The 17,774-nt window shown below is 60.0% G+C and carries 18 protein-coding genes; 6 read left to right on the top strand and 12 right to left on the bottom strand.

The annotated features are described in order from the left end of the window. Positions 1 to 6: 6 nt before the first annotated feature. On the top strand, positions 7 to 894 hold the full coding sequence (locus AB7F49_RS24800) for a nucleotidyltransferase domain-containing protein (protein ID WP_428527351.1): 888 nt from the start codon (positions 7 to 9) through the stop codon (positions 892 to 894). 37 nt (positions 895 to 931) lie between these two features. Here the strand turns inward: AB7F49_RS24800 and AB7F49_RS24805 are convergent, their stop codons facing one another. The 11 genes from AB7F49_RS24805 to AB7F49_RS24855 all read right to left on the bottom strand — a co-directional run bounded on the left by AB7F49_RS24805 (position 932) and on the right by AB7F49_RS24855 (position 10,432). Beyond that, positions 932 to 1,180 (bottom strand): hypothetical protein, encoded by a 249-nt coding sequence (locus tag AB7F49_RS24805; protein WP_428527352.1) that lies wholly within the window; start codon positions 1,178 to 1,180, stop codon positions 932 to 934. A gap of 691 nt (positions 1,181 to 1,871) precedes the next feature. After that, complete coding sequence (locus AB7F49_RS24810; protein ID WP_428527354.1) at positions 1,872 to 2,705, bottom strand: hypothetical protein; 834 nt, start codon at positions 2,703 to 2,705, stop codon at positions 1,872 to 1,874. Between the two features lie 11 nt (positions 2,706 to 2,716). Further along, positions 2,717 to 3,091, bottom strand: a complete 375-nt coding sequence (locus AB7F49_RS24815; RefSeq protein ID WP_428527355.1) for a hypothetical protein — start codon at positions 3,089 to 3,091, stop codon at positions 2,717 to 2,719. Beyond that, positions 3,092 to 4,615 (bottom strand): hypothetical protein, encoded by a 1,524-nt coding sequence (locus tag AB7F49_RS24820; protein ID WP_428527357.1) that lies wholly within the window; start codon positions 4,613 to 4,615, stop codon positions 3,092 to 3,094. After that, positions 4,612 to 5,034 carry a hypothetical protein gene (locus AB7F49_RS24825; RefSeq protein ID WP_428527359.1) on the bottom strand — a complete coding sequence of 141 codons (423 nt, stop codon included), beginning with the start codon at positions 5,032 to 5,034 and terminating at the stop codon, positions 4,612 to 4,614. Before AB7F49_RS24825 ends, AB7F49_RS24820 begins: the two co-directional genes overlap by 4 nt. Before the next feature lie 315 nt (positions 5,035 to 5,349). After that, on the bottom strand, positions 5,350 to 6,939 hold the full coding sequence (locus AB7F49_RS24830) for a hypothetical protein (protein ID WP_428527361.1): 1,590 nt from the start codon (positions 6,937 to 6,939) through the stop codon (positions 5,350 to 5,352). Next, entirely contained in the window at positions 6,929 to 7,819 is an 891-nt protein-coding gene (locus tag AB7F49_RS24835; protein WP_428527363.1) for a DUF7146 domain-containing protein, read from the bottom strand. The genes AB7F49_RS24830 and AB7F49_RS24835 overlap by 11 nt, the downstream gene beginning before the upstream one ends. Then, complete coding sequence (locus AB7F49_RS24840) at positions 7,819 to 8,127, bottom strand: hypothetical protein (protein ID WP_428527365.1); 309 nt, start codon at positions 8,125 to 8,127, stop codon at positions 7,819 to 7,821. Before AB7F49_RS24840 ends, AB7F49_RS24835 begins: the two co-directional genes overlap by 1 nt. Continuing rightward, on the bottom strand, positions 8,124 to 8,489 hold the full coding sequence (locus AB7F49_RS24845; RefSeq protein WP_428527367.1) for a hypothetical protein: 366 nt from the start codon (positions 8,487 to 8,489) through the stop codon (positions 8,124 to 8,126). Before AB7F49_RS24845 ends, AB7F49_RS24840 begins: the two co-directional genes overlap by 4 nt. A gap of 87 nt (positions 8,490 to 8,576) precedes the next feature. Continuing rightward, a complete protein-coding gene (locus AB7F49_RS24850) occupies positions 8,577 to 9,095 on the bottom strand; it encodes a hypothetical protein (protein WP_428527369.1) in 519 nt (172 codons plus the stop codon). Further along, positions 9,095 to 10,432, bottom strand: a complete 1,338-nt coding sequence (locus tag AB7F49_RS24855; RefSeq protein ID WP_428527370.1) for a tyrosine-type recombinase/integrase — start codon at positions 10,430 to 10,432, stop codon at positions 9,095 to 9,097. Before AB7F49_RS24855 ends, AB7F49_RS24850 begins: the two co-directional genes overlap by 1 nt. Before the next feature lie 450 nt (positions 10,433 to 10,882). Here AB7F49_RS24855 and AB7F49_RS24860 point away from each other — a divergent pair, with 450 nt between their 5' ends. Both AB7F49_RS24860 and AB7F49_RS24865 read left to right on the top strand, forming a co-directional pair. After that, on the top strand, positions 10,883 to 11,491 hold the full coding sequence (locus AB7F49_RS24860; protein ID WP_428527372.1) for a DUF4126 domain-containing protein: 609 nt from the start codon (positions 10,883 to 10,885) through the stop codon (positions 11,489 to 11,491). 147 nt (positions 11,492 to 11,638) lie between these two features. Beyond that, the gene (locus tag AB7F49_RS24865; protein WP_428527374.1) at positions 11,639 to 12,613 is read left to right on the top strand and encodes a Bug family tripartite tricarboxylate transporter substrate binding protein; all 975 of its coding nucleotides are present in this window, start codon (positions 11,639 to 11,641) and stop codon (positions 12,611 to 12,613) included. 33 nt (positions 12,614 to 12,646) lie between these two features. Here AB7F49_RS24865 and obgE read toward each other — a convergent pair whose 3' ends face one another. Then, entirely contained in the window at positions 12,647 to 13,684 is a 1,038-nt protein-coding gene (gene obgE, locus AB7F49_RS24870; protein ID WP_428527376.1) for a GTPase ObgE, read from the bottom strand. A 103-nt stretch (positions 13,685 to 13,787) separates the two neighbouring features. On the opposite strand from obgE, the gene AB7F49_RS24875 reads away from it, so the two are divergent. From AB7F49_RS24875 to AB7F49_RS24885, 3 genes are all read left to right on the top strand, one after another. After that, the gene (locus tag AB7F49_RS24875; RefSeq protein WP_428527378.1) at positions 13,788 to 14,186 is read left to right on the top strand and encodes a DUF2946 family protein; all 399 of its coding nucleotides are present in this window, start codon (positions 13,788 to 13,790) and stop codon (positions 14,184 to 14,186) included. 53 nt (positions 14,187 to 14,239) lie between these two features. Then, entirely contained in the window at positions 14,240 to 16,429 is a 2,190-nt protein-coding gene (locus AB7F49_RS24880) for a TonB-dependent receptor domain-containing protein (RefSeq protein ID WP_428527380.1), read from the top strand. A 163-nt stretch (positions 16,430 to 16,592) separates the two neighbouring features. Further along, on the top strand, positions 16,593 to 17,582 hold the full coding sequence (locus AB7F49_RS24885; protein WP_428527382.1) for a DUF1775 domain-containing protein: 990 nt from the start codon (positions 16,593 to 16,595) through the stop codon (positions 17,580 to 17,582). The last annotated feature ends 192 nt before the right edge of the window (positions 17,583 to 17,774 follow it).

Here is a 17,774-nt window from a genome sequence, read left to right on the forward strand (position 1 = left end):
TACCAAATGCCGATTTCAGAGGATCAACTTCAAAGATGGTCAAAACCGGGGCCGACCGCACAGTTCACCGCGACATACGACACGCTGAAGACGGTTTTGAATGACCCGTTGTCGCCATACTACCTGAAGGATTTTGCGATATTCCTTCAGGGTTCATATAAGAATGATACGAATGTCTACGGCGACAGTGACGTTGACGTTGTAGTCCGGCTCGACTCCATATTTTTTACCGACCTCGATTATCTGTCTCCGGATGAAAAGGCCCGTTATCAAGCGCAAAGATCGCCGGGCACCTACACGCTAGCGGAGTTCCGGCGCTCGGTAGTTGAATGGTTGACTAAGAAGTATGGAAGCGACGTCAAGCCTGGCAAGAAGGCGATCTTCATCAAGGGTAACGGCAACAGGCGCGATGCGGATGTTTTAGTTTGTGCAAAGCTCAAGCGCTATTACACGTTCCCAGCAATCGGCAATCCTAGAGTAGCGGAAGGCATTTGCTTCTTTTTGCCAGATGGCACTCGTGTCGACAATTATCCGGAGTTGCACAGCGACAATTGCACGACCAAACATCAGAATACTCGTAGCTGGTTCAAGCACACCGTGCGAATATTCAAGAACCTTCGCAACACGATGATTGAAAAGCTGATAATTGCCGACGGACTGGCCCCCTCCTACTTTATTGAGGGCATGCTCTATAACGTGCCAGAACCTAAATTTGGCGGTACAGAACAACAGAATTTTCGCGATGTGTTGGTGTGGCTATTGCAGGCCGATCGTACGAAGTTTCTTTGTGCGAATGAACAGTTCTATCTTCTCGGTAATAGTCAAGTGACGTGGCCGGCCGAGAATTGCGCTAAATTTCTCGTTGCTGCGGAAAAGTACTGGAATGAAGCTTGAAGGAGTAGCCCGGCGATGTCGCGCCGGGCCTTCCTCGTCAGATCGCCTTGCGCTTCGCTTTCAACGCGTATCGGCCGTTGTCGGCGAGCACGATTTCGTACCCGGCAACCCTTCCGCGCCGTCGAAGATACGGCAGCGCCGCCTCCTCCTTTGTCGAAAGCTCGGCGGGACCTACGGAAAGTCGTTTCAGGGTTGCCGCGCGAATTGAATCCTTACGAACGTTGAACTTCGTCGCGATGCGTTCGAATTTCAACTTCGCATCCTGTTTGTTTTGGTGGCCTGACATCTCACATACTCCTTCACGCCGGTCGGAATGACCGTGCGCAAGGATTGGAGATGCTTGCTCTTTTGGTCAACGCGGCGCGGATTGTCCGATAAGGCCCGGTGAGCGTCACCTAGGTCCGATAGTGCCCGTTGAGAGTTTGAAAATATTTTTCGACGTTCCGCGAACGTGAAGCTTCTTAACCAATTCAGCCGTTCTTATTTTGACAATCGAATTTGAAAATGCTCTGAGCGCTATAAACGGATAGGGAGCGCGCGATGCGCACAACGAGAGATCGGATCATTCGCGTTAATGTCGAAAAGGTCGCTCAACCTGAGCGTACTGTGAAGGTCATGATCAAGACTGCGCGGATCAGCCTCGATGTGCCAGCTCACGTCGTCAAGAAACCAAGTATGCAATTGCGATCGCGCCTGCCACGAGGAAGAAGATCATAACAAAGGGGTCCACCTTGTTCGTCCTGCCTTGCCGTCAAGAATGGTCCCGGCAGGCTTTCACCTGCCGGGTATGGCGACCGTCAATCGCCATCGCGCATCGCGCTGCAAGGAGACAGCCATGCGCCGTCGCGGTTGTTTCTATGAGACGGTCACTCACGACTTGACCGCCGTCCCGCTCCAAGACAACGCGAGACCGGAGGCGCTTGCTTTGGAGGACGCGGCGCAAACGCCAAAGCCGCGCCCGTCTCGCGACGGGAAGCTCAAGCAACCAACGCCGAACGCATGATGCCTTTCGGCTCTCTGACCCCCAACAAGGCTGCGGGGGAAACGTCGAGCCGATGCTGAATCCCTGGTTCGCCTCGCTCGATCAGAAGGTCAATCAACGCGACCTCTTCAAGCTCAAAGCGTTGTAGGCGCTCATTGAGCGCCTCCAGCGCTTCGGCCTTCTGATCAGGCGACATCGGAGTGCCGCGAGCATCGGCTTGCGTTCTTGCTTGAGAAACGAGCTTCTCAAGCATGACATCAGGATGGAGCCATGCCATGATCTTGTAGCTAGCGGGCACCGCAGCGCCCCAGCGCGCGTTGACGTGACCCTTAGCCTGATCGACCTCCACGCGCGGCTCGCCTTCCGAGGCCCACTTGTTCACGATGATCTTGAGTTCAGCTTCGATCATTTTGAAAGGCAAGGGAGCGCGCGCGATATCAAGCGAATCAGTTTTGATACGTTTGATCTCCTTCCGGATATTCTCGATGCGGCCGATGTCTTCTGTGCCGACCATTACTGGCGGAGCTTCCTTAAGTTGAGTCGGCACGACATGGTGGAGCGCGCCGGAAGCCTTCAGCCACTGATCGACCGAATTGAGCAGGCCCTTGGCATAGCTCAGGTTTGCATTGTTGGCGATGATGCGCTTGTTGACTTCTTCGCGCTCCAACAATTCATCCGGCATGGTACTGTTCGCGCGCTTCTGGAGGTTCGTCCGGACGGCCTCGAAATCATCGACCAGCGCTCGCAGTTGAGCGATCCGCTTTTGCGCGCATTTCGGCAGCGCGCTTTCGCGCGTGACGACTTTCGATGTTGGGGCGGTGGTAAGCATTATCTGACTCCTTAGTTGGTCGGGTTACGCCACATCTCAGAAATCCGCGCCGCGTAACGGCGTTCGTTGGTCGCTTGCATCTGATCAAGGTTGACCGGCTTGCCGTCACCGAACGCTACCGGCTTGACGACCTCAGGCGGTGTTTTCGACAGGTCCTGCGGAATGTGCTGCGCGGGCGGATTACGCCAAGCATTCGAGAGCTTGGCGTCATGGGCCTTGATCCGAGCTTCCGCAGCTTTGCGTTGTTCGTCCGTCAGGACAGCGGAGTGCTGGTGAACACTAACGGCAGTGCCGTTTGTGTCCATCATCATCGGGCGGAAGTGAATTGTCTGGCCGTCCTTCAGGACGCCATCGGCTTCCGGTTCGATTTTCTTCAGAGTGGTCATCTATCTCTCCATAATGATTGCGCCGCCTCTGAGGGCGGCGCTTTTGGGGGCAGTAGCTTTCATGAAGGCTTCGATACTTGCGTGGCGTTCGGTCATCGACTTGGAATCAACCCACGACAACGTGTCGTCGTATGACAAATGCTTCTTGCTTAGCACCGAGTCGAGGCCGGCAACCGCATTCGCTACGTCATCATGGCCGTTGGGCGGGTGGTCGATGCTCTCGCGACCGCCGCGCGCGGTCTTGCGTTCAAGGCTCACAAGCTGATTGATGAGCTTGTCGTGGTCGAGGAGGTCCAAGAGCTTGCTGTTGATCGCGGGGAGAAGGTCCCGGTACAAGTTGGACTTCGGCTCCGCTGCTGGATCGTAAGCGACACCGTGCTTTCTGAACGCTTCGCGTGGCCACTCGCCTGCGAACCTATCGCCCGTCACCTTTGCGACCCGGTACGATTTCAAGAGCGCGCAAAACTCGGCAACGACCTGCTCTGGCGAGAATGGTGGTCGCCGCTCCCGGATCGCATCGACAATGATTCCCTCGCCTTCGCGGTGACCGATAGCCAAGGTCATTGAATCCTTACCGGATCCACCGGCCGGGTCGCAGAATGCGACATAGACCCTTCCTGAAAGGAAAGGTCTCTCATACACGCCGGGCGACACGACGCTTTCGACCGCCTCGCGCGTCAGCAAGCTCTCGATGTCGGCGCGGAATTGGCCGCCATATTCGGCAGATGCGGCGATAGGGTCCCTTGCGTAAGCGCGGGATACTACCGCTTCGCTCAAGCTCGGATTGAAGTCGCGGGATGCGCCTTGGGCAACGATGATACGCGGGTCGCCGTCTGGGCCGTAGTTTGCCTTGTACAAGCTCCAAAGCTCGCCACGCCGCGCATACGGGGAGGAGCCGATGATCAGCGGGCCACCGGTGGTCGCGAGACCGGGGCGGACAGCGTTCAAGATTTCGGTGTCGGCATTCGCGCTTCCGGTGTCGCTTGAAAACCAAAACGCGGCTTCGTCAGCGAGCACGGCAATGAAGGTCGGACCTCGCAAGCGACGGAAGCTCGCAGCGCGGACCTCGATGTCAATTCCGTTCTTGAGGCGTAGGGTGTCAGCCGTTCGATCCTCGATCAACTGGCGGAGCATCTTCGACCGCTCGAATGCGGCGGCCGTGTAATTGAGGGTGATGGCCGCCTGTCGCTGGTCGGGGGCGATACAAAGGAGGACGCCGCGCTCACCGGGCACGAGCTTGTCGGAGTGATCGCATAATCCCGCGATGTAGGTCGCCAGCGTGGACATTGATCGAGACTTGCCACCGCGACGGCCGACAACGAATGCGGCTTCATCGACGCGGGATGGTGGTTCCTTGTCGCGACCTGTGAAGGTCTTGTAGATCGCGCGCTCCGGTGTCGTCAGCTTCTCGCCCATCGTTGCGGTGAGAAGGACGCGCCACGCTCGCCACGTGTCGCCCGGAAGGATGCCACCGAGTAGAGCCGGGTCATCGAGCGCCTTGCGTATGGTGACGAGGGGCTTCATTCGTCACCGTCACCGTCGTCGATGGACGCCTTGCCCTCGATGTAGTCGCGAAGGTCCGGCACCTTCTTCATCGCGCGCGTCAGACCGATGCGAGAGGAGATGCGCACGAGACTACTGGTGAGCGCCGCGTGCTCTGCGACATCGACCGATTGACCGTTGGCGAGCTTCGCTTCAAGTTGCTCAGCGAGAGCGGCCGCACCGGCGAACCTTCTGATCAATTGAAGCTTGACTTCGGATAGCCGTTCAGCGCCGCCGAGGTCGGATGCGACCTGCCCGGCAATATCCCGGAAGCGCCGGGCCAATGCGGACCTGCCGTCGATGCCGGGCAATAGGGTCTTGCCGTTCGTGATGCGGCTCCGGTTCGCGGCCGATGGCGGGGCGATACCGTTCCGAGGTCTGGCCGTTTTCGTTTTGCCCATACCCGGAAAGATCGGGTTTTTCGCGGCCGATGGCTAGTGAAGACGTAGGGCGAGACGTAGGGCATAACGGATGAAGGCGTAGCAAGGCGAAGTAAAGCCACAAAAATAAATCTGAATGCTACGCAGTCCGGCGGAGAGAGGAGCCGCCTTACCTTCGATTTTTATTGGGTGCTGGGCCTTGTTCGCGGCCATGTTTTCGGGCCGAAAGGGGAGGAAATAAGTATGGGAGGGTAGGGGTAATTTTTATACTACGCGGGGGAGCAATATAGTTTTCCTTCCCCCTCTACGTCTCAAATCAACCCTACCCTCCCTCCGCTATCCGACGGCTTCGGCAATGACCCACAAGCGGCCCTTGTTGACCGACGCTCCGCCCTGATCGGGGTCCCAGTCCAATCGACGGCCGCCGTATATCCCGCCACGGTTCTTGCTTAGCCACTTACCGAAGCCAACGGCATCGATGCCACCGACGCGGGCCGGGAAAGCCGCTTCAAACAACTCGCGCTCCTCAGTCTCCAGCCCGAGGTCTGAAACGGTCTTCAACAATTCCGCAGCGCGCCACCCTTTCCCCTTGCCCTTCTTCTTCGCCATCAGCCGCTCGCTGACTTCAAGGATTGCCGCTGTATCCCTGTAGGCAGAACTAACCGAGCGGACCTTTTCGATGCAGTCGATGGGGTCTTGTTCCCCTAGCCACACCAGAGGACGGCGGATGAATTGCGACCAGCCCTCGAACCCGTTCAACGGATTCAACTTTATCCCCCGCGCCTCCTCGCTGACGAATGCAGCACGCACAACGGTCAACGCAGCGGCAATATATTCCGCGCGGTTCCTGATGACCTCATCGACCGGCCGCCGTTTGTAGACCTTAGTTTCCGGCCGCTCCATCTGCGCATCGAGATTGATGATGAGTCCGCGCCGGACCATGTCGCCGCGATAGCTGATATTGTTACCGTTGATAAAGATCGTCCCGTTCCAGTCGCATTGCGGCATCTCGCTCTTGCCGAGGATGCGCGGCGCGGCGCAGCCTTCAGCGATCATGGTGCATAGAAAATCGCCGCCGACCTCCTGCCCCTGCGCGCAGTTATCGACGCTGATGATCGAATGCCCTTCCATTAGTGCGACCGACAACCTCAGCGAAAACTCGCGTTCGTTCTCGCCCATTGAGATGGGGACCACTTTACGGCCGCGTGCGATGGACGTTATCAACTCCACGAGATAGCCCTTGCCGGACCCGGCCGCGAACGCCGTGACCATGAACGCAACGGCCGTAGGGAACGCGCCGCGCGCCACAACCGTCAGGATCGCAGCAAGCGCCACCGAGAGGTCCAAACGCTCATCCGCAAACGGAAACTCCGCCAGAAGGGCCTTCAGCTTGTCCAGCGCGGCTTGAGCCTGCTTCTTTGTCGGCTTCTTCGGAACCTCGATGGATCCAAGATACGGGTCTAGGTAGTGCCAGAGGCCGGTCGCCTCGTCATATCCCGGCTCAGACAATATCGTTCCGTCCGGCCGCATCGTCGGGGCGTCGATGACGCCGGATACGTTACGGATACCGGAGTGATAGTGACCGAGGCCGATCAGCGTATTGAACGGGTCTAGCGGAGCCATCACACGGACCTTGGTCTTGTTCTGTCTCTCCTTCTCGAAAAACGCCGCGTGTTTCGTGACTATGTGGCGAAGCTGGCTCGCATCCAGCCGTCGCAAGATTGTGACCTGCGTCTTTTCCGGGCTCCCCTTCCGTATCGGCCGTGGATCGTAGAGCGGCTCTACAAGCGCATTACTACGCCGCAGCACCGGGAGCTTCGCCTCTACAATCGCCGCCTGAATCGCATCGACCATGTCGGACACGTTGTCGCTGACGAGTATCGGTCGCATTACCTTCTCTTTGTAATTGTCCGACTTATCGACCATGACTCATCACCTCATCATTCAGATCGTTGCCGATACTGGGACGGATAATCCGCACCGCGCGGCCTTCTTGGTTGAAGCGAAAGCGCGCCTCTCGACACGCATACATCCCGTCAATGTCTTGATCCTCTAAGAGTGAGACCTTGCGGACCTCTGGCGGCAGCACGGCGTGTTCGAGCGTATAGGCGCTGCCAGCGGCCCAGGCGGGAAGCCCGTCGCAAAGCTGCGGGCATGACAACGCGGTTTCGATACCTTCGCCAACCGCAAGCTCCTCGGACACCGGAGCGAGGCGGATCGTGCTACCGACTATCGAGGCGAGGTCTTTACGGGGAGCATGGACATGGAGCTTGTCGCGCCCGTTTCCACTCAGCCAGGTACGGTGAATGCCGCCGAAGCCGCCATTCGGCCCGGTTCGATATGCGATCATCGCGGGGTAGCGCTCCTTCTTCTCTTGATTCCAAACTTTCGGGTGAAACCGGAGGGCGTCAGGTATCGGGATGATTATCCCGCGATGGCGGAGGTAGGACTCAACAAGCGTCCCTGTGGCCGGTAGCGCCTCATTCCAAATTTGCTGAGCGCGCTCCGCGTTCTTCTCCCGGCGCTGAGCGTCTTGAGCGTCTAAATCTAGTTCCGCATCCTTCAAGCGAGAGCGGATGTATGCTTGGACTTGCCGGCGCGTCCCGGCGTTGACCGCATAGATGAAGAAATCCGCGACGTTGGACAAATCGAATTTGACCGCCGCGTCTATCTTGTCGGTTTGGATGCGGACGAATACGCCATCGACCGTTCCACCGACAATTTCCGCGATAGCCTCAAGCCCTTCGACTTGCGGCCGCTCTCGTTGCAATTGCAGTTCAAGCTGGAGCTTCTTGAAGGCACCCATCACAGCATCTCCTGCTGCTTGAGGAATTTCTTCGATGTGCGGCGCTTCCACACGCCGACATAGCTCCGGTCCTCAGCAAAGACCCACCGCTTGCCGTATGGCGGCGCGAACGTCTCCATGTCGCGCATCTTGATCCGGGGCATAAAGGCGAGTTGCCAGTATGAGCCGTCCGGTTGTTCGATGATGACCACTTCCATCGAGGGCAAGTGGGGCGGGTCGGACTTAAACCAGAACTCCGTGCCGATCCTATCGACATAGAGCCAGCGCGATCCGAGTGGCGTTGCGCCGTCCAATGGCTTCTTGGTCATCGCGTAGCGAGCCAAGTTGTGAACCAGACGTTCTCGGCGATCTTCCCGGCTTTCTTCAGCTCAAGAAATTCGTAGTGCGCCTTGATTTTTTCCTTATCGAGCGGAGTGCCGTTAGTTTTCGCTTTCCAGCGCTCGTGATATTCGAGCCACGACATGCCGGGTTTGATCGCACCGTCGCGCGCCTCCTCTCGATACTTCAAGAACAACTGAAGCTCGTGGTTGAAATAGATGCGAGCTTTCCCGCCATCGGAAATGTTGCCGGGTTGCGGGACCAAGTAGTTGGCAACGTGCTCGTAAAACGCCGTGGGCTTGAGGCTGACAATCTCCATCGCCCTTGTAGGCCGGACTGCGTTCGTCTCCATCACGCATACTCCTTCGCTGTTCGGGCGGAAGCGTTCCGCCGGTAGCGAAGGAGAGCGGGTTCTAGAGATTCAAAAAAGCGCGACGCATCAGCTATGGGACGCGGAAACTCGGCGGGAGCCTATCGGCTTGCGGCCGCCGGGATGTAGAGCGTTATGCAAGCTGGCACGCATCGACGCGAGACGTTCTTCAAAAGTGTCTTCAGGGTACGGCGGCGTCCAGCGGCGGGCGGCAATTTCCTCCGCTGACCACAATCCCCGGCGCTGGGTCCGCTTGAACTTCAATTTCCAGATTGCGCGGATGCGCTTTACATCCTCAACAACGTGGTCGAGGTCGCACGGCTTCGGAGCGTTTTGCCCTTGAATGAGGTCGGGAAGCTTGAGGAGGTCGGCTTGAGCGAGAGCCGGGAACGCCTTCCGCAACGGCTCAAGGTTGCGGTCGCGTACAGCAATCTGAAGCTCCCATCCACCCGCATCGCGCCATGCCTGATATTCTTCCGAGTGATACGCTAGCTCTCTGTGCTGACGGCTATTCCAAGCCTCCAGAATATCGAGCTTGTCATTTGTCCAAAGCTCGACAGCCCTATTGTCTTTCCAATCGGGAAGCATCACGCACTCCGCAACGGCGTTACGTTGTTCGCCTTGGGCGGCGGAGAATACGCAAAGGTTGCCCACGCCTCCATCATCGGACGGCGCTTCTCCAAAAGATCGGAGCGCTGGTACGCGGCTTCGACCTTATTCACGACCTTGTGGGCTAGCGCGCGCTCGCAGACCTCTCTCGGATAGTTGGTGCGTTCGGCCGCCCAATCGCGGAAGCAAGACCGGAAACCGTGGACAGTGATCGAGCTTGCCTGCGGGAAAGTCGTGCCAGCCATCCGATCTAGCAAAGCCGACATCGCAGCATTCGAAAGGCCGCGCCCGCCGGACGGCCCGATGAACACGTGCGGGTTGCCGCGTTCCTTGGGTAACGATCTAAGAATGCCGAGTGCATTCTTAGATAACGGCACCCGATGATCCTCGCCCATCTTCATGCGAGAGCCGGGGATGACCCACAGCGCCTTGTCCAAGTCGATTTCATTCCAAGTCGCTCCGATAACCTCCGCTGTTCTCGCGGCGGTCAATATCAAAAATTCGAGCGCCCGTGCGGCCGTGCCGTCTCGCTTTGCGAGGTCGGCCACGAACGCAGGCAAATCATCGTATTCGAGCGCGGCAAAGTTTCCTTTCTTTCTCTTTATGGTCGCGCCAGCGAATAGCGGTTCGAGATTGCCCTTCCACGCAGCCGGATTATCTGCGGAGCGCCAGCCATGAGCCTTGGCGTAGTTGAAGACACGTTCGATGCGGGAGCGGATACGCCGCGCGGTCTCCGGTAGCGCGTTCCAAAGCATCTCACCGTTCTTATGATCGAGCGGTTGCTTGAGGACGGCTAGGACATCGTGCTTGGTTATATCGTCCGCAAGCATCGCGCCGATTTTCGGAAACACGTAATCCGTCATCGTCGAAGTGTATTGTTGGACGTGCTTCGCGTTTTTCCAGTTGGGCGATGATTCCTTGAAGAAGGTCTCGGATGCCTCCTTGAAGGTCTTGGCCTTACCGGCGGCCTTCAGCGCCTCCGCTTTTGCCTTCTGCTTCTCCGCCATTGGGTCCAACCCGTCCGACAGCGCTTGGCGGGCGAGGCGGGCGCGCTCCCGCGCGTCCTCTAGACCGAATGCGGAGAGCGCCCCAAGCCCCATCCAGCGTTCCTTACCGGCGCGCGCGTAGCGCAGCGTCCAAAACGCGTTGGTCTCGCTCCGGACCTCAAGATACAATCCGGGCGATTTGCCGTCGCGGGTCCGGACGGTCTTGCCGGTCGCTTCCGCTTGGGTCTTCATCCGCTCGATCCGGTCAAGCGTGAGAGAGAGCGCGTCCTGGCCCCGGCCGGTTTTCCGGCGCTTCCGCCGCTTCGCCATGAGACTTGCCTCCCGTCCCGCCCTACGTCCGCAGGGCGAAAATCTAAGCGATAGAAGGCGGATAGTATCGGATTAAATCGAGGGGTAGGGAAGGCAATAAATCTTGGTTAATCAAGGACTTGAATGGATTTCGGCCGGGCCTTACCGGGGCAAATCGAAGCCCCGCGAGTTAGGCGGAGGCGGCCTCCCTCTCCGCCAGTTACAAGTAATTGTAATATCGGGGCTTTCCGTTCGACTTCGATGTCGAAAGCGCTGCGTTTCCTTGCCAGGTCTGCGTCGCGACTCCCGGGCTTCCGCAGAGAGCGTCAGTCCGCGGCGCTGCTGGCGTCGCATCTGTCCGGTCGACGGATTGGCGGGTGTGTTCCCGCAGATCAATTCGCCGATTTCTCCGTATCGGAATTGAGCGCTACGTTGCCTCTTCGAAGACCGTTTCGAGCCCGGATGGTGCCGATGTCCAGCTTCGACCTTGCGTTATCCGTTGTGCTCGGTGTCGTGCTCGCGGCAGCGACCGGCTTTCGCGTATTTCTGCCAATGCTGATCGCGGGCGGTGCGGCTTACGCCGGTCATCTGCAATTGGGCGACTATTTCACATGGCTTGCGACTCCCACTGCGCTGATCATGCTCAGTGTTGCAGCTCTGGTTGAAATCATCGCTTATTATATTCCCGGAATCGACAATCTGCTCGACACCATGGCTGCGCCCGCTGCGCTCGTCGCAGGAACGGTTCTGTCGGCCGCGGTCATGACCGACCTGCCGCCACTCCTGAAATGGACGGCGGCCATCGTTGCCGGCGGAGGCGCCGCCGGGCTCACCCAGGGCCTGACCACGATCCTGCGCGCGAAGTCGACCGTCTTCACCGGCGCCATCGGCAATCCCGTCATCGCCACGGCGGAATTCGGCAGTGCGTTGCTCCTTCCGCTTCTGGCGCTGGCGGCGCCGTTGTTCGCGCTCGCGCTACTGGCCGCTGTGCTTTGGGTCGCGCTCCGCCTGCTGTGGCGCCTGCGTCAATCCGCGCGCCCAGAAATCAGCGCGACTTCACGGGGTGAAATCGAACGCTGACGTGGTCAGCATTGATGCGATGCACCTGCATTGCAGGCGGGCAACCGGCGCGAATGCACGTGACGCGTGAACCTTGACTTACGATTCGGCCATGTCATTGGTTCTCGGAAACGAGAACAAGCAAGACCGTCGCAGGGAGACCGCAGCATGAAACGCCCCTACCTTCTGACCTTGGCGCTTGTCGGCATCGCCGCATGTCTTTCCGCGCCGGCCGCGGCACAGCCTTATCCCAATCAGCCGATCCGGATCGTCGCGCCATTCCCCGCCGGTGGCCTGGTCGACGTTCTTGCGCGCGCGGTCGGCGAGGAGATTTCGAAGAGCGTTGGCCAGCCGGTGATTGTCGAGAACAAGCCCGGCGCAGGTGGAAATATCGGCGCCGAACTCGTCGCCAAGTCGGCGCCGGACGGCTACACGCTGCTGATGACGTCTCCGGGGATCCAGAGCATCAATCAGTTCCTCTACAAGACGATGCCGTTCGATCCGGAGAAGGCGTTCACGCCGGTTTCGCTGGTCGCCGATATGCCGATGCTGGTGCTGGTGCATCCGAAAACCAACATCAAGTCGCTGAAGGACCTGATCGCCGCCGCCAAGGCAAATCCCGGAAAGCTGAATTTCGGCTCCGCCGGTGTCGGCACCACCGGACATCTTGGCCAGGCGCTGCTGGTTCATGTCGCAGGCATCAAGGTCACCCATGTGCCCTACAAGGGCGCGGCGCCGGCAGTGAACGATCTGATTGCCGGCCATATCGATGGCGTCGTCGACAATCCGCCGATCGTGATGGCCCATGTGAAGTCCGGCACGCTCACCCCGCTCGCGGTGGCGGCAAAGGAGCGCCTGTCGGTATTGCCGAACGTGCCGACATCGGTGGAAGCCGGCCTGCCGGATTGGCAGGCCTCGTCCTGGTTCGGCCTGATGGCGCCGGCAGGGACCCCGCCGGCGATCGTGCAGCGGCTTCAGTCCGAGACGCAGAAGGCGCTGCGACAGCCCTCGATGCAACGATTCATTACCGAGTCCGGCATCAAGCTTGTCGGCAATTCTCCCGAGGAATTTGCCACGCTCATTGTTTCGGAACGAAAGAAGTGGGGCGATATCATCAAGGCGGCGAATATCCCGGCCAATTGAACCAGCGTCGCCTGGCCCCGCCTTCGATCCGGATCACGGCTGCCAGGCTTCCGCGTCCTGCGGTCTGGGTTCGTCCTCCGCGCGCGCTTCGTCGATCACGTCGAGCAGCGCGCGCAGCACATCCTTCACGCCCTGGCCGGATTGCGACGACAGCACCAGTGGCGTCTTCTTCGCGGCCTTCTTCAGCGCCGTGATCTGCGCCTTGATCTCGTCCTCGGCGAGCGCATCGCATTTCGACAGCGCAACGATTTCCGGCTTCTCGGCAAGACCCTCGCCATAGGCTTCGAGCTCATGGCGCACCACGCGATAGGCGGCACCGACATCCCCGCTGGTGCCGTCGACGAGGTGGAGCACGACGCGGCAGCGTTCGATGTGCCCGAGGAAGCGGTCGCCGAGGCCGATGCCCTCATGCGCGCCCTCGATCAGGCCGGGCAGATCGGCCATCACGAATTCTCGGCCATCGACCGCGAACACACCGAGCTGCGGATGCAGCGTGGTGAAGGGATAGTCCGCGATCTTGGGCCTGGCGGCGCTGACGGTGGCGAGGAAGGTCGACTTGCCGGCATTCGGCAGCCCCACCAGTCCGGCATCGGCGATCAGCTTCAGCCGCAGCCGGATCGTCATTTCGATCGCGGGCTGACCGGGATTGGCGTGGCGCGGCGCGCGATTGGTCGAGGTCTTGAAATGCGCGTTGCCGAAGCCGCCATTGCCGCCCCTGGCCAGCACCACCTCGTCGCCGACCTTGTCGAGATCGGCCAGCAGCGTCTCGCCGTCTTCCTCGTAGATCTGCGTGCCGACCGGCACCTTGAGGATGAGGTTCTTGCCGTTGGCGCCGTGGCGGTCCTTGCCCATGCCGTTGCCGCCACGCTCCGCCTTGTGATGTTGCAGATAGCGGTAATCGATCAGGGTGTTGAGACCGTCCACCGCGCGCGCGATCACGTCGCCGCCGCGTCCGCCGTCGCCGCCATTGGGGCCGCCGAACTCGATGAATTTCTCGCGGCGGAACGATACGCAGCCGTTCCCGCCGGCGCCGGACTGGATGTAGATCTTGGCTTCGTCGAGGAACTTCATGTGCGTCAATATAGGGCAGCAAGGCAAAGACTTCACTTGCAATCCCTGCATTTTGACGGGAGTGCGGATAGCGCGGGCCCAGGGTATTTGCTAACGAAGCGGCATGAACAGGCTACGGGAGAGTTTGCGCTGGCGGGGAGCGATCGGGCTGATCGCGGCCTATGCCATTGCGTTGCAGACCCTGTTTGCGGCATTCGCACCGCTGCCGGCCCATGCGAAGGGTGCCGACTTCGCGGCGTGGTCGGCGATCTGCTTCGGCAGCGGCAACACTGTCCCGTCCGACCGTTCCGATCCTAACGCACCGGCGCCCGCAGCGGGCAAATACCACTGCGTGTTGTGCGGCTCGGTCCTCGCTGGCGCCGCCATCCTGCCGGCGCCGATGGTTGCGACGGCGCCCTGTCGCCTCGTTTCGGCTATCTCCTTCGGGACTACGCCGGACGGCATGCCGCGCCGGCATGCCGTCCGCGCCGGATCAGCCCGCGCTCCTCCGCTGACCGCCTGACCGTCCGCGGCCCATGGCCGCAAATCGTCAGTCCCGTCATCGGAGTTCATGTCATGTCACGCCTCTGGCGCGCGAGCTGCGCGCTGTCGGCCGCCGCGGCAATCCTGCCGCCGGTTGCGGCCGCACAAACCCCAACGCTTCCACCCATCACGGTCGAATCCTCCCGCCGCGCGCCCCCGGTCCGGCCTCAGGCTACCCAGACCGCCCCGGGCGTAGAACCAGCGGTGGCGCCTTCGCCTGCCGAACAGGGCCAGGGTGCCGCATCCGGGCCCCAGAGCCTGACGGTGCCGACGGCTGCGGAGGCCCGCCGCGAGATCAACCAAAGCCCGGGCGCCGTCGCGATTGTGACGTCGGAGCAGTTGCGTGATCGCAACGTCACAACGGTCAAGGACATTCTCGATTTCGTGCCGGGCGTCTGGGCGCAACCGAAATGGGGTGAGGATACGAGGCTCTCGATCCGCGGCTCGGGCCTGTCGCGCAATTTCCACGGCCGCTCACTGCAGCTCTATTTGGACGGAATCATCCCGATCAACACCGCGGACGGCTATTTCGATTTCCAGGAAATCGACCCTACCGCCTATCGCTATACCGAGGTCTGGCGCGGTGCGAGCGCGCTCCGCTTCGGTGCGAATTCGCTTGGCGGCGCAATCAATTTCGTGACCCCGAGCGGACGCGATGCTCGGCTCTTCGCAATGAGCGCCGATGTCGGGAGCTTCGGCTATCGCCGCATCCAGGCGAGTTCGGGTTCCGCGGCCGGCCCGTTCGATTATTTCGTGACCGGCTCCTATCAGGTGCAGGACGGCTTTCGCGAGCACAGCAACGGCAACCTGATGCGCGGTTCTGCGAATTTCGGCTACCGGATCGCGCCCAATATCGAAACCCGCTTCTATTTCAACGGCAACACCATCGAGCAGCGCATTCCGGGCGCGGTGACCAAGGAGATCGCGCTAAGTCAGCCGCGGCTGGCCCAGAAGGTCAACGTCGCCAACGACTGGCAGCGGAACGTCAACTCGAACCGCATCGCCAACAAGACCGCCATACAACTCGGCGATACCATGTTCGAAGTCGGCGCGTTCAACGTGGAACGCCACCTGATGCACCCGATTTTCCAGTGGCTCGATTATACCTATGACGATTACGGCGGTTTTGGCCGCATGGTGGACGACCGCAAGATATTCGGCTTCCGGAACCGGCTCGTCGCCGGCGTCAACATCCACAACGGAGAGATCGACAATCAGCAATTCGGCAATGGGGTGATGGCGACCAAGGGTGTGCTGATGTCGTCCTCGCTCGACAAGTCCAAGAACGCTTCGGCCTATGCCGAGAACTCGTTCTACTTCCTGCCGAACGTGGCGGCGGTCGCCGGCACGCAATTCCTGCGTGCGACCCGTCAGCGGATCGACCGGTTTCTCTCCAATGGCGACCAGTCGGGAGAGACCAATTTCGACATCTGGAGTCCGAAATTCGGCCTGCTCTGGGATATCGATCCGACCGCCCAGGTCTATGCGAATATCTCACGCAGCGCCGAAGTGCCGAGTTTCGGCGAGAGCGTCGCACCGGTCCCGTTCGTCGCGCCGAACCTGCCGAACATTCCGTTCACCGACATCAAGGCGCAGCGGGCCACGACCTATGAGATCGGGACACGCGGTCGGAGGCCGGACTACAACTGGGATATCGCGCTGTACCGGTCGGAAATCAGAAACGAACTGCAATGTCTCTATAGCGTATTCGGCAATTGCAGCGTGACGAATGCCGACCGCACCGTTCACCAGGGCGTGGAGATCGGCGTCGGCGTGGCCGTAATGAAGTCGATGTTGGTGCAGGGCGCGGAGCCAGACAAGCTGTGGCTGCAGATGGCTTATACCTATAACGACTTTTACTTCGACAATGACGAGCGCTTCGGCAACAACCGCCTGCCCGGTATTCCGCCGCAATACATGCGCGCGGAACTTCTCTACAAACACCCCTCCGGCATCTTTTTCGGTCCCAATGTCGAATGGGTTCCGCAGGGGTATTTCGTCGACAGCGTGAATTCGGTGACCGCGGACCCTTACACGCTGTGGGGCATCCGGGCAGGCTATGAAAAGGACACGAATTTTTCGGTCTACGTCGAGGGCCGCAATCTCGCGAACGAAGTCTACATCGCGAGCACAAGTATCATCAATGTCGCCAATCAGAGGTCGGCGCTGTTCGAGCCCGGCAATGGCCGTGCGGTCTTTGCCGGCATGAAGATGAAATGGTGATCCGATGAAGCGTTTCACAACCGGGTTGCTGCGCAACCACGCTTTGCGCGTGCTTCATCCCGCTCCCGACATTCAAAAGCTGTTTTCGGGATTATCGAGGATGAAAACGATCGGGACATCGGCCACGCAATTAGTATTGACCCAAACCGACAGGAGAACCGCAATGAACAGTCTTATCCGGCAGATCGTCTTCATAACCAGCTGGCTTTGCGTCGCGAGCGGGTCGGCGCTGGCCCATGTCACGCTTGAGACCCGGGAAGCCCGTGCGGGCACGAGCTACAAGGCGGTTCTGCGCGTAACCCATGGCTGTGACGGTGCCGCAACCACCAAAGTGCGCGCCAAAATCCCGGAGGGAGTGATCGGCGTGAAGCCGATGCCAAAGCCGGGCTGGCAGATCGAGACCATGCGCGGAGCCTATGAACGAAGTTATCCCTACTTCCACGGTCAGCAACTCAGCGAAGGCGTGAGGGAAATCGTGTGGAGCGGCGGCAAGCTGCCGGACGACCATTACGACGAGTTCGTCTTCGCCAGTTTTCTGGCGCGCGATCTGAGTGCCGGGCCGCTCTACATTCCAGTGCTGCAGGAATGCGAGAAGGGCGAATGGCGCTGGACGGAGATCCCGGCGCCGGGACAGGATGCGCATGCACTGAAGGCGCCCGCGCCGGCGCTGGTGATCCTTGCGCAGCATGCTGGCAGCCAGCATGGCGCGGCCGCGATGGCCGACACCAAGGTCTACAAGGCCGGATCGCTCACCATCGCGGCGCCCTGGGCGCGAGCGACGCCGGGCGGTGCCAAGGTCGCCGGCGGCTTTATGACGATCACCAATAACGGCAAGGAACCGGACCGGCTTGTCGGCGGCACGGTGCCGGTTGCCGGGCGCTTCGAGCTGCATGAGATGGCTGTCGAGGGCGGCATCATGAAGATGCGCGAGCTTGCAAAGGGACTCGAGATCAAGCCGGGCGAGACGGTGGAGCTGAAGCCCGGCGGCTATCACGTCATGTTCATGGACCTGACTTCGCGATTGAAGGAAGGCGACACCGTGAAGGGTACGCTGGTCTTCGAGAAGGCCGGCAAGGTCGATATTGAATTCCGGGTCGGACCGATCGGCGGCGGCGCGCCGAAGGGCGGGTCCGGCGGTCACTCGCATCACTAGACGCCCTTAACCTCCCCCTGAAAGGGGGAGGTCGACTGCCGAAGGCAGTCGGGTGGGGGTCATTCATCTCGTGCAAGACCCCACCCCAACCCTCCCCCTTTCAGGGGGAGGGAGTCGACGGTGGCGATCATCGCGTAAACACACACCGCACGAAATCCCGATACAGCATGATCTGCTGCGACGGAATTTTGG

The organism is Pseudorhodoplanes sp. (assembly GCF_050250235.1).
Taxonomy (GTDB): Bacteria; Pseudomonadota; Alphaproteobacteria; order Rhizobiales; family Xanthobacteraceae; genus Pseudorhodoplanes.

What these genes read in the sequence shown, in the direction of transcription:
- AB7F49_RS24825 (WP_428527359.1), bottom strand. Translation starts at nt 5,034, where the DNA reads ATGGGCAAAACGAAAACGGCCAGACCTCGGAACGGTATCGCCCCGCCA.
- AB7F49_RS24885 (WP_428527382.1), top strand. Translation starts at nt 16,593, where the DNA reads ATGAACAGTCTTATCCGGCAGATCGTCTTCATAACCAGCTGGCTTTGC.
- AB7F49_RS24810 (WP_428527354.1), bottom strand. Translation starts at nt 2,705, where the DNA reads ATGCTTACCACCGCCCCAACATCGAAAGTCGTCACGCGCGAAAGCGCG.
- AB7F49_RS24880 (WP_428527380.1), top strand. Translation starts at nt 14,240, where the DNA reads ATGTCACGCCTCTGGCGCGCGAGCTGCGCGCTGTCGGCCGCCGCGGCA.
- AB7F49_RS24840 (WP_428527365.1), bottom strand. Translation starts at nt 8,127, where the DNA reads ATGACCAAGAAGCCATTGGACGGCGCAACGCCACTCGGATCGCGCTGG.
- AB7F49_RS24855 (WP_428527370.1), bottom strand. Translation starts at nt 10,432, where the DNA reads ATGGCGAAGCGGCGGAAGCGCCGGAAAACCGGCCGGGGCCAGGACGCG.
- AB7F49_RS24875 (WP_428527378.1), top strand. Translation starts at nt 13,788, where the DNA reads ATGAACAGGCTACGGGAGAGTTTGCGCTGGCGGGGAGCGATCGGGCTG.
- AB7F49_RS24815 (WP_428527355.1), bottom strand. Translation starts at nt 3,091, where the DNA reads ATGACCACTCTGAAGAAAATCGAACCGGAAGCCGATGGCGTCCTGAAG.
- AB7F49_RS24860 (WP_428527372.1), top strand. Translation starts at nt 10,883, where the DNA reads ATGTCCAGCTTCGACCTTGCGTTATCCGTTGTGCTCGGTGTCGTGCTC.
- AB7F49_RS24800 (WP_428527351.1), top strand. Translation starts at nt 7, where the DNA reads ATGCCGATTTCAGAGGATCAACTTCAAAGATGGTCAAAACCGGGGCCG.
- AB7F49_RS24845 (WP_428527367.1), bottom strand. Translation starts at nt 8,489, where the DNA reads ATGGAGACGAACGCAGTCCGGCCTACAAGGGCGATGGAGATTGTCAGC.
- AB7F49_RS24820 (WP_428527357.1), bottom strand. Translation starts at nt 4,615, where the DNA reads ATGAAGCCCCTCGTCACCATACGCAAGGCGCTCGATGACCCGGCTCTA.
- AB7F49_RS24865 (WP_428527374.1), top strand. Translation starts at nt 11,639, where the DNA reads ATGAAACGCCCCTACCTTCTGACCTTGGCGCTTGTCGGCATCGCCGCA.
- AB7F49_RS24805 (WP_428527352.1), bottom strand. Translation starts at nt 1,180, where the DNA reads ATGTCAGGCCACCAAAACAAACAGGATGCGAAGTTGAAATTCGAACGC.
- AB7F49_RS24835 (WP_428527363.1), bottom strand. Translation starts at nt 7,819, where the DNA reads ATGGGTGCCTTCAAGAAGCTCCAGCTTGAACTGCAATTGCAACGAGAG.
- AB7F49_RS24830 (WP_428527361.1), bottom strand. Translation starts at nt 6,939, where the DNA reads ATGGTCGATAAGTCGGACAATTACAAAGAGAAGGTAATGCGACCGATA.
- AB7F49_RS24850 (WP_428527369.1), bottom strand. Translation starts at nt 9,095, where the DNA reads ATGCTTCCCGATTGGAAAGACAATAGGGCTGTCGAGCTTTGGACAAAT.
- obgE (WP_428527376.1), bottom strand. Translation starts at nt 13,684, where the DNA reads ATGAAGTTCCTCGACGAAGCCAAGATCTACATCCAGTCCGGCGCCGGC.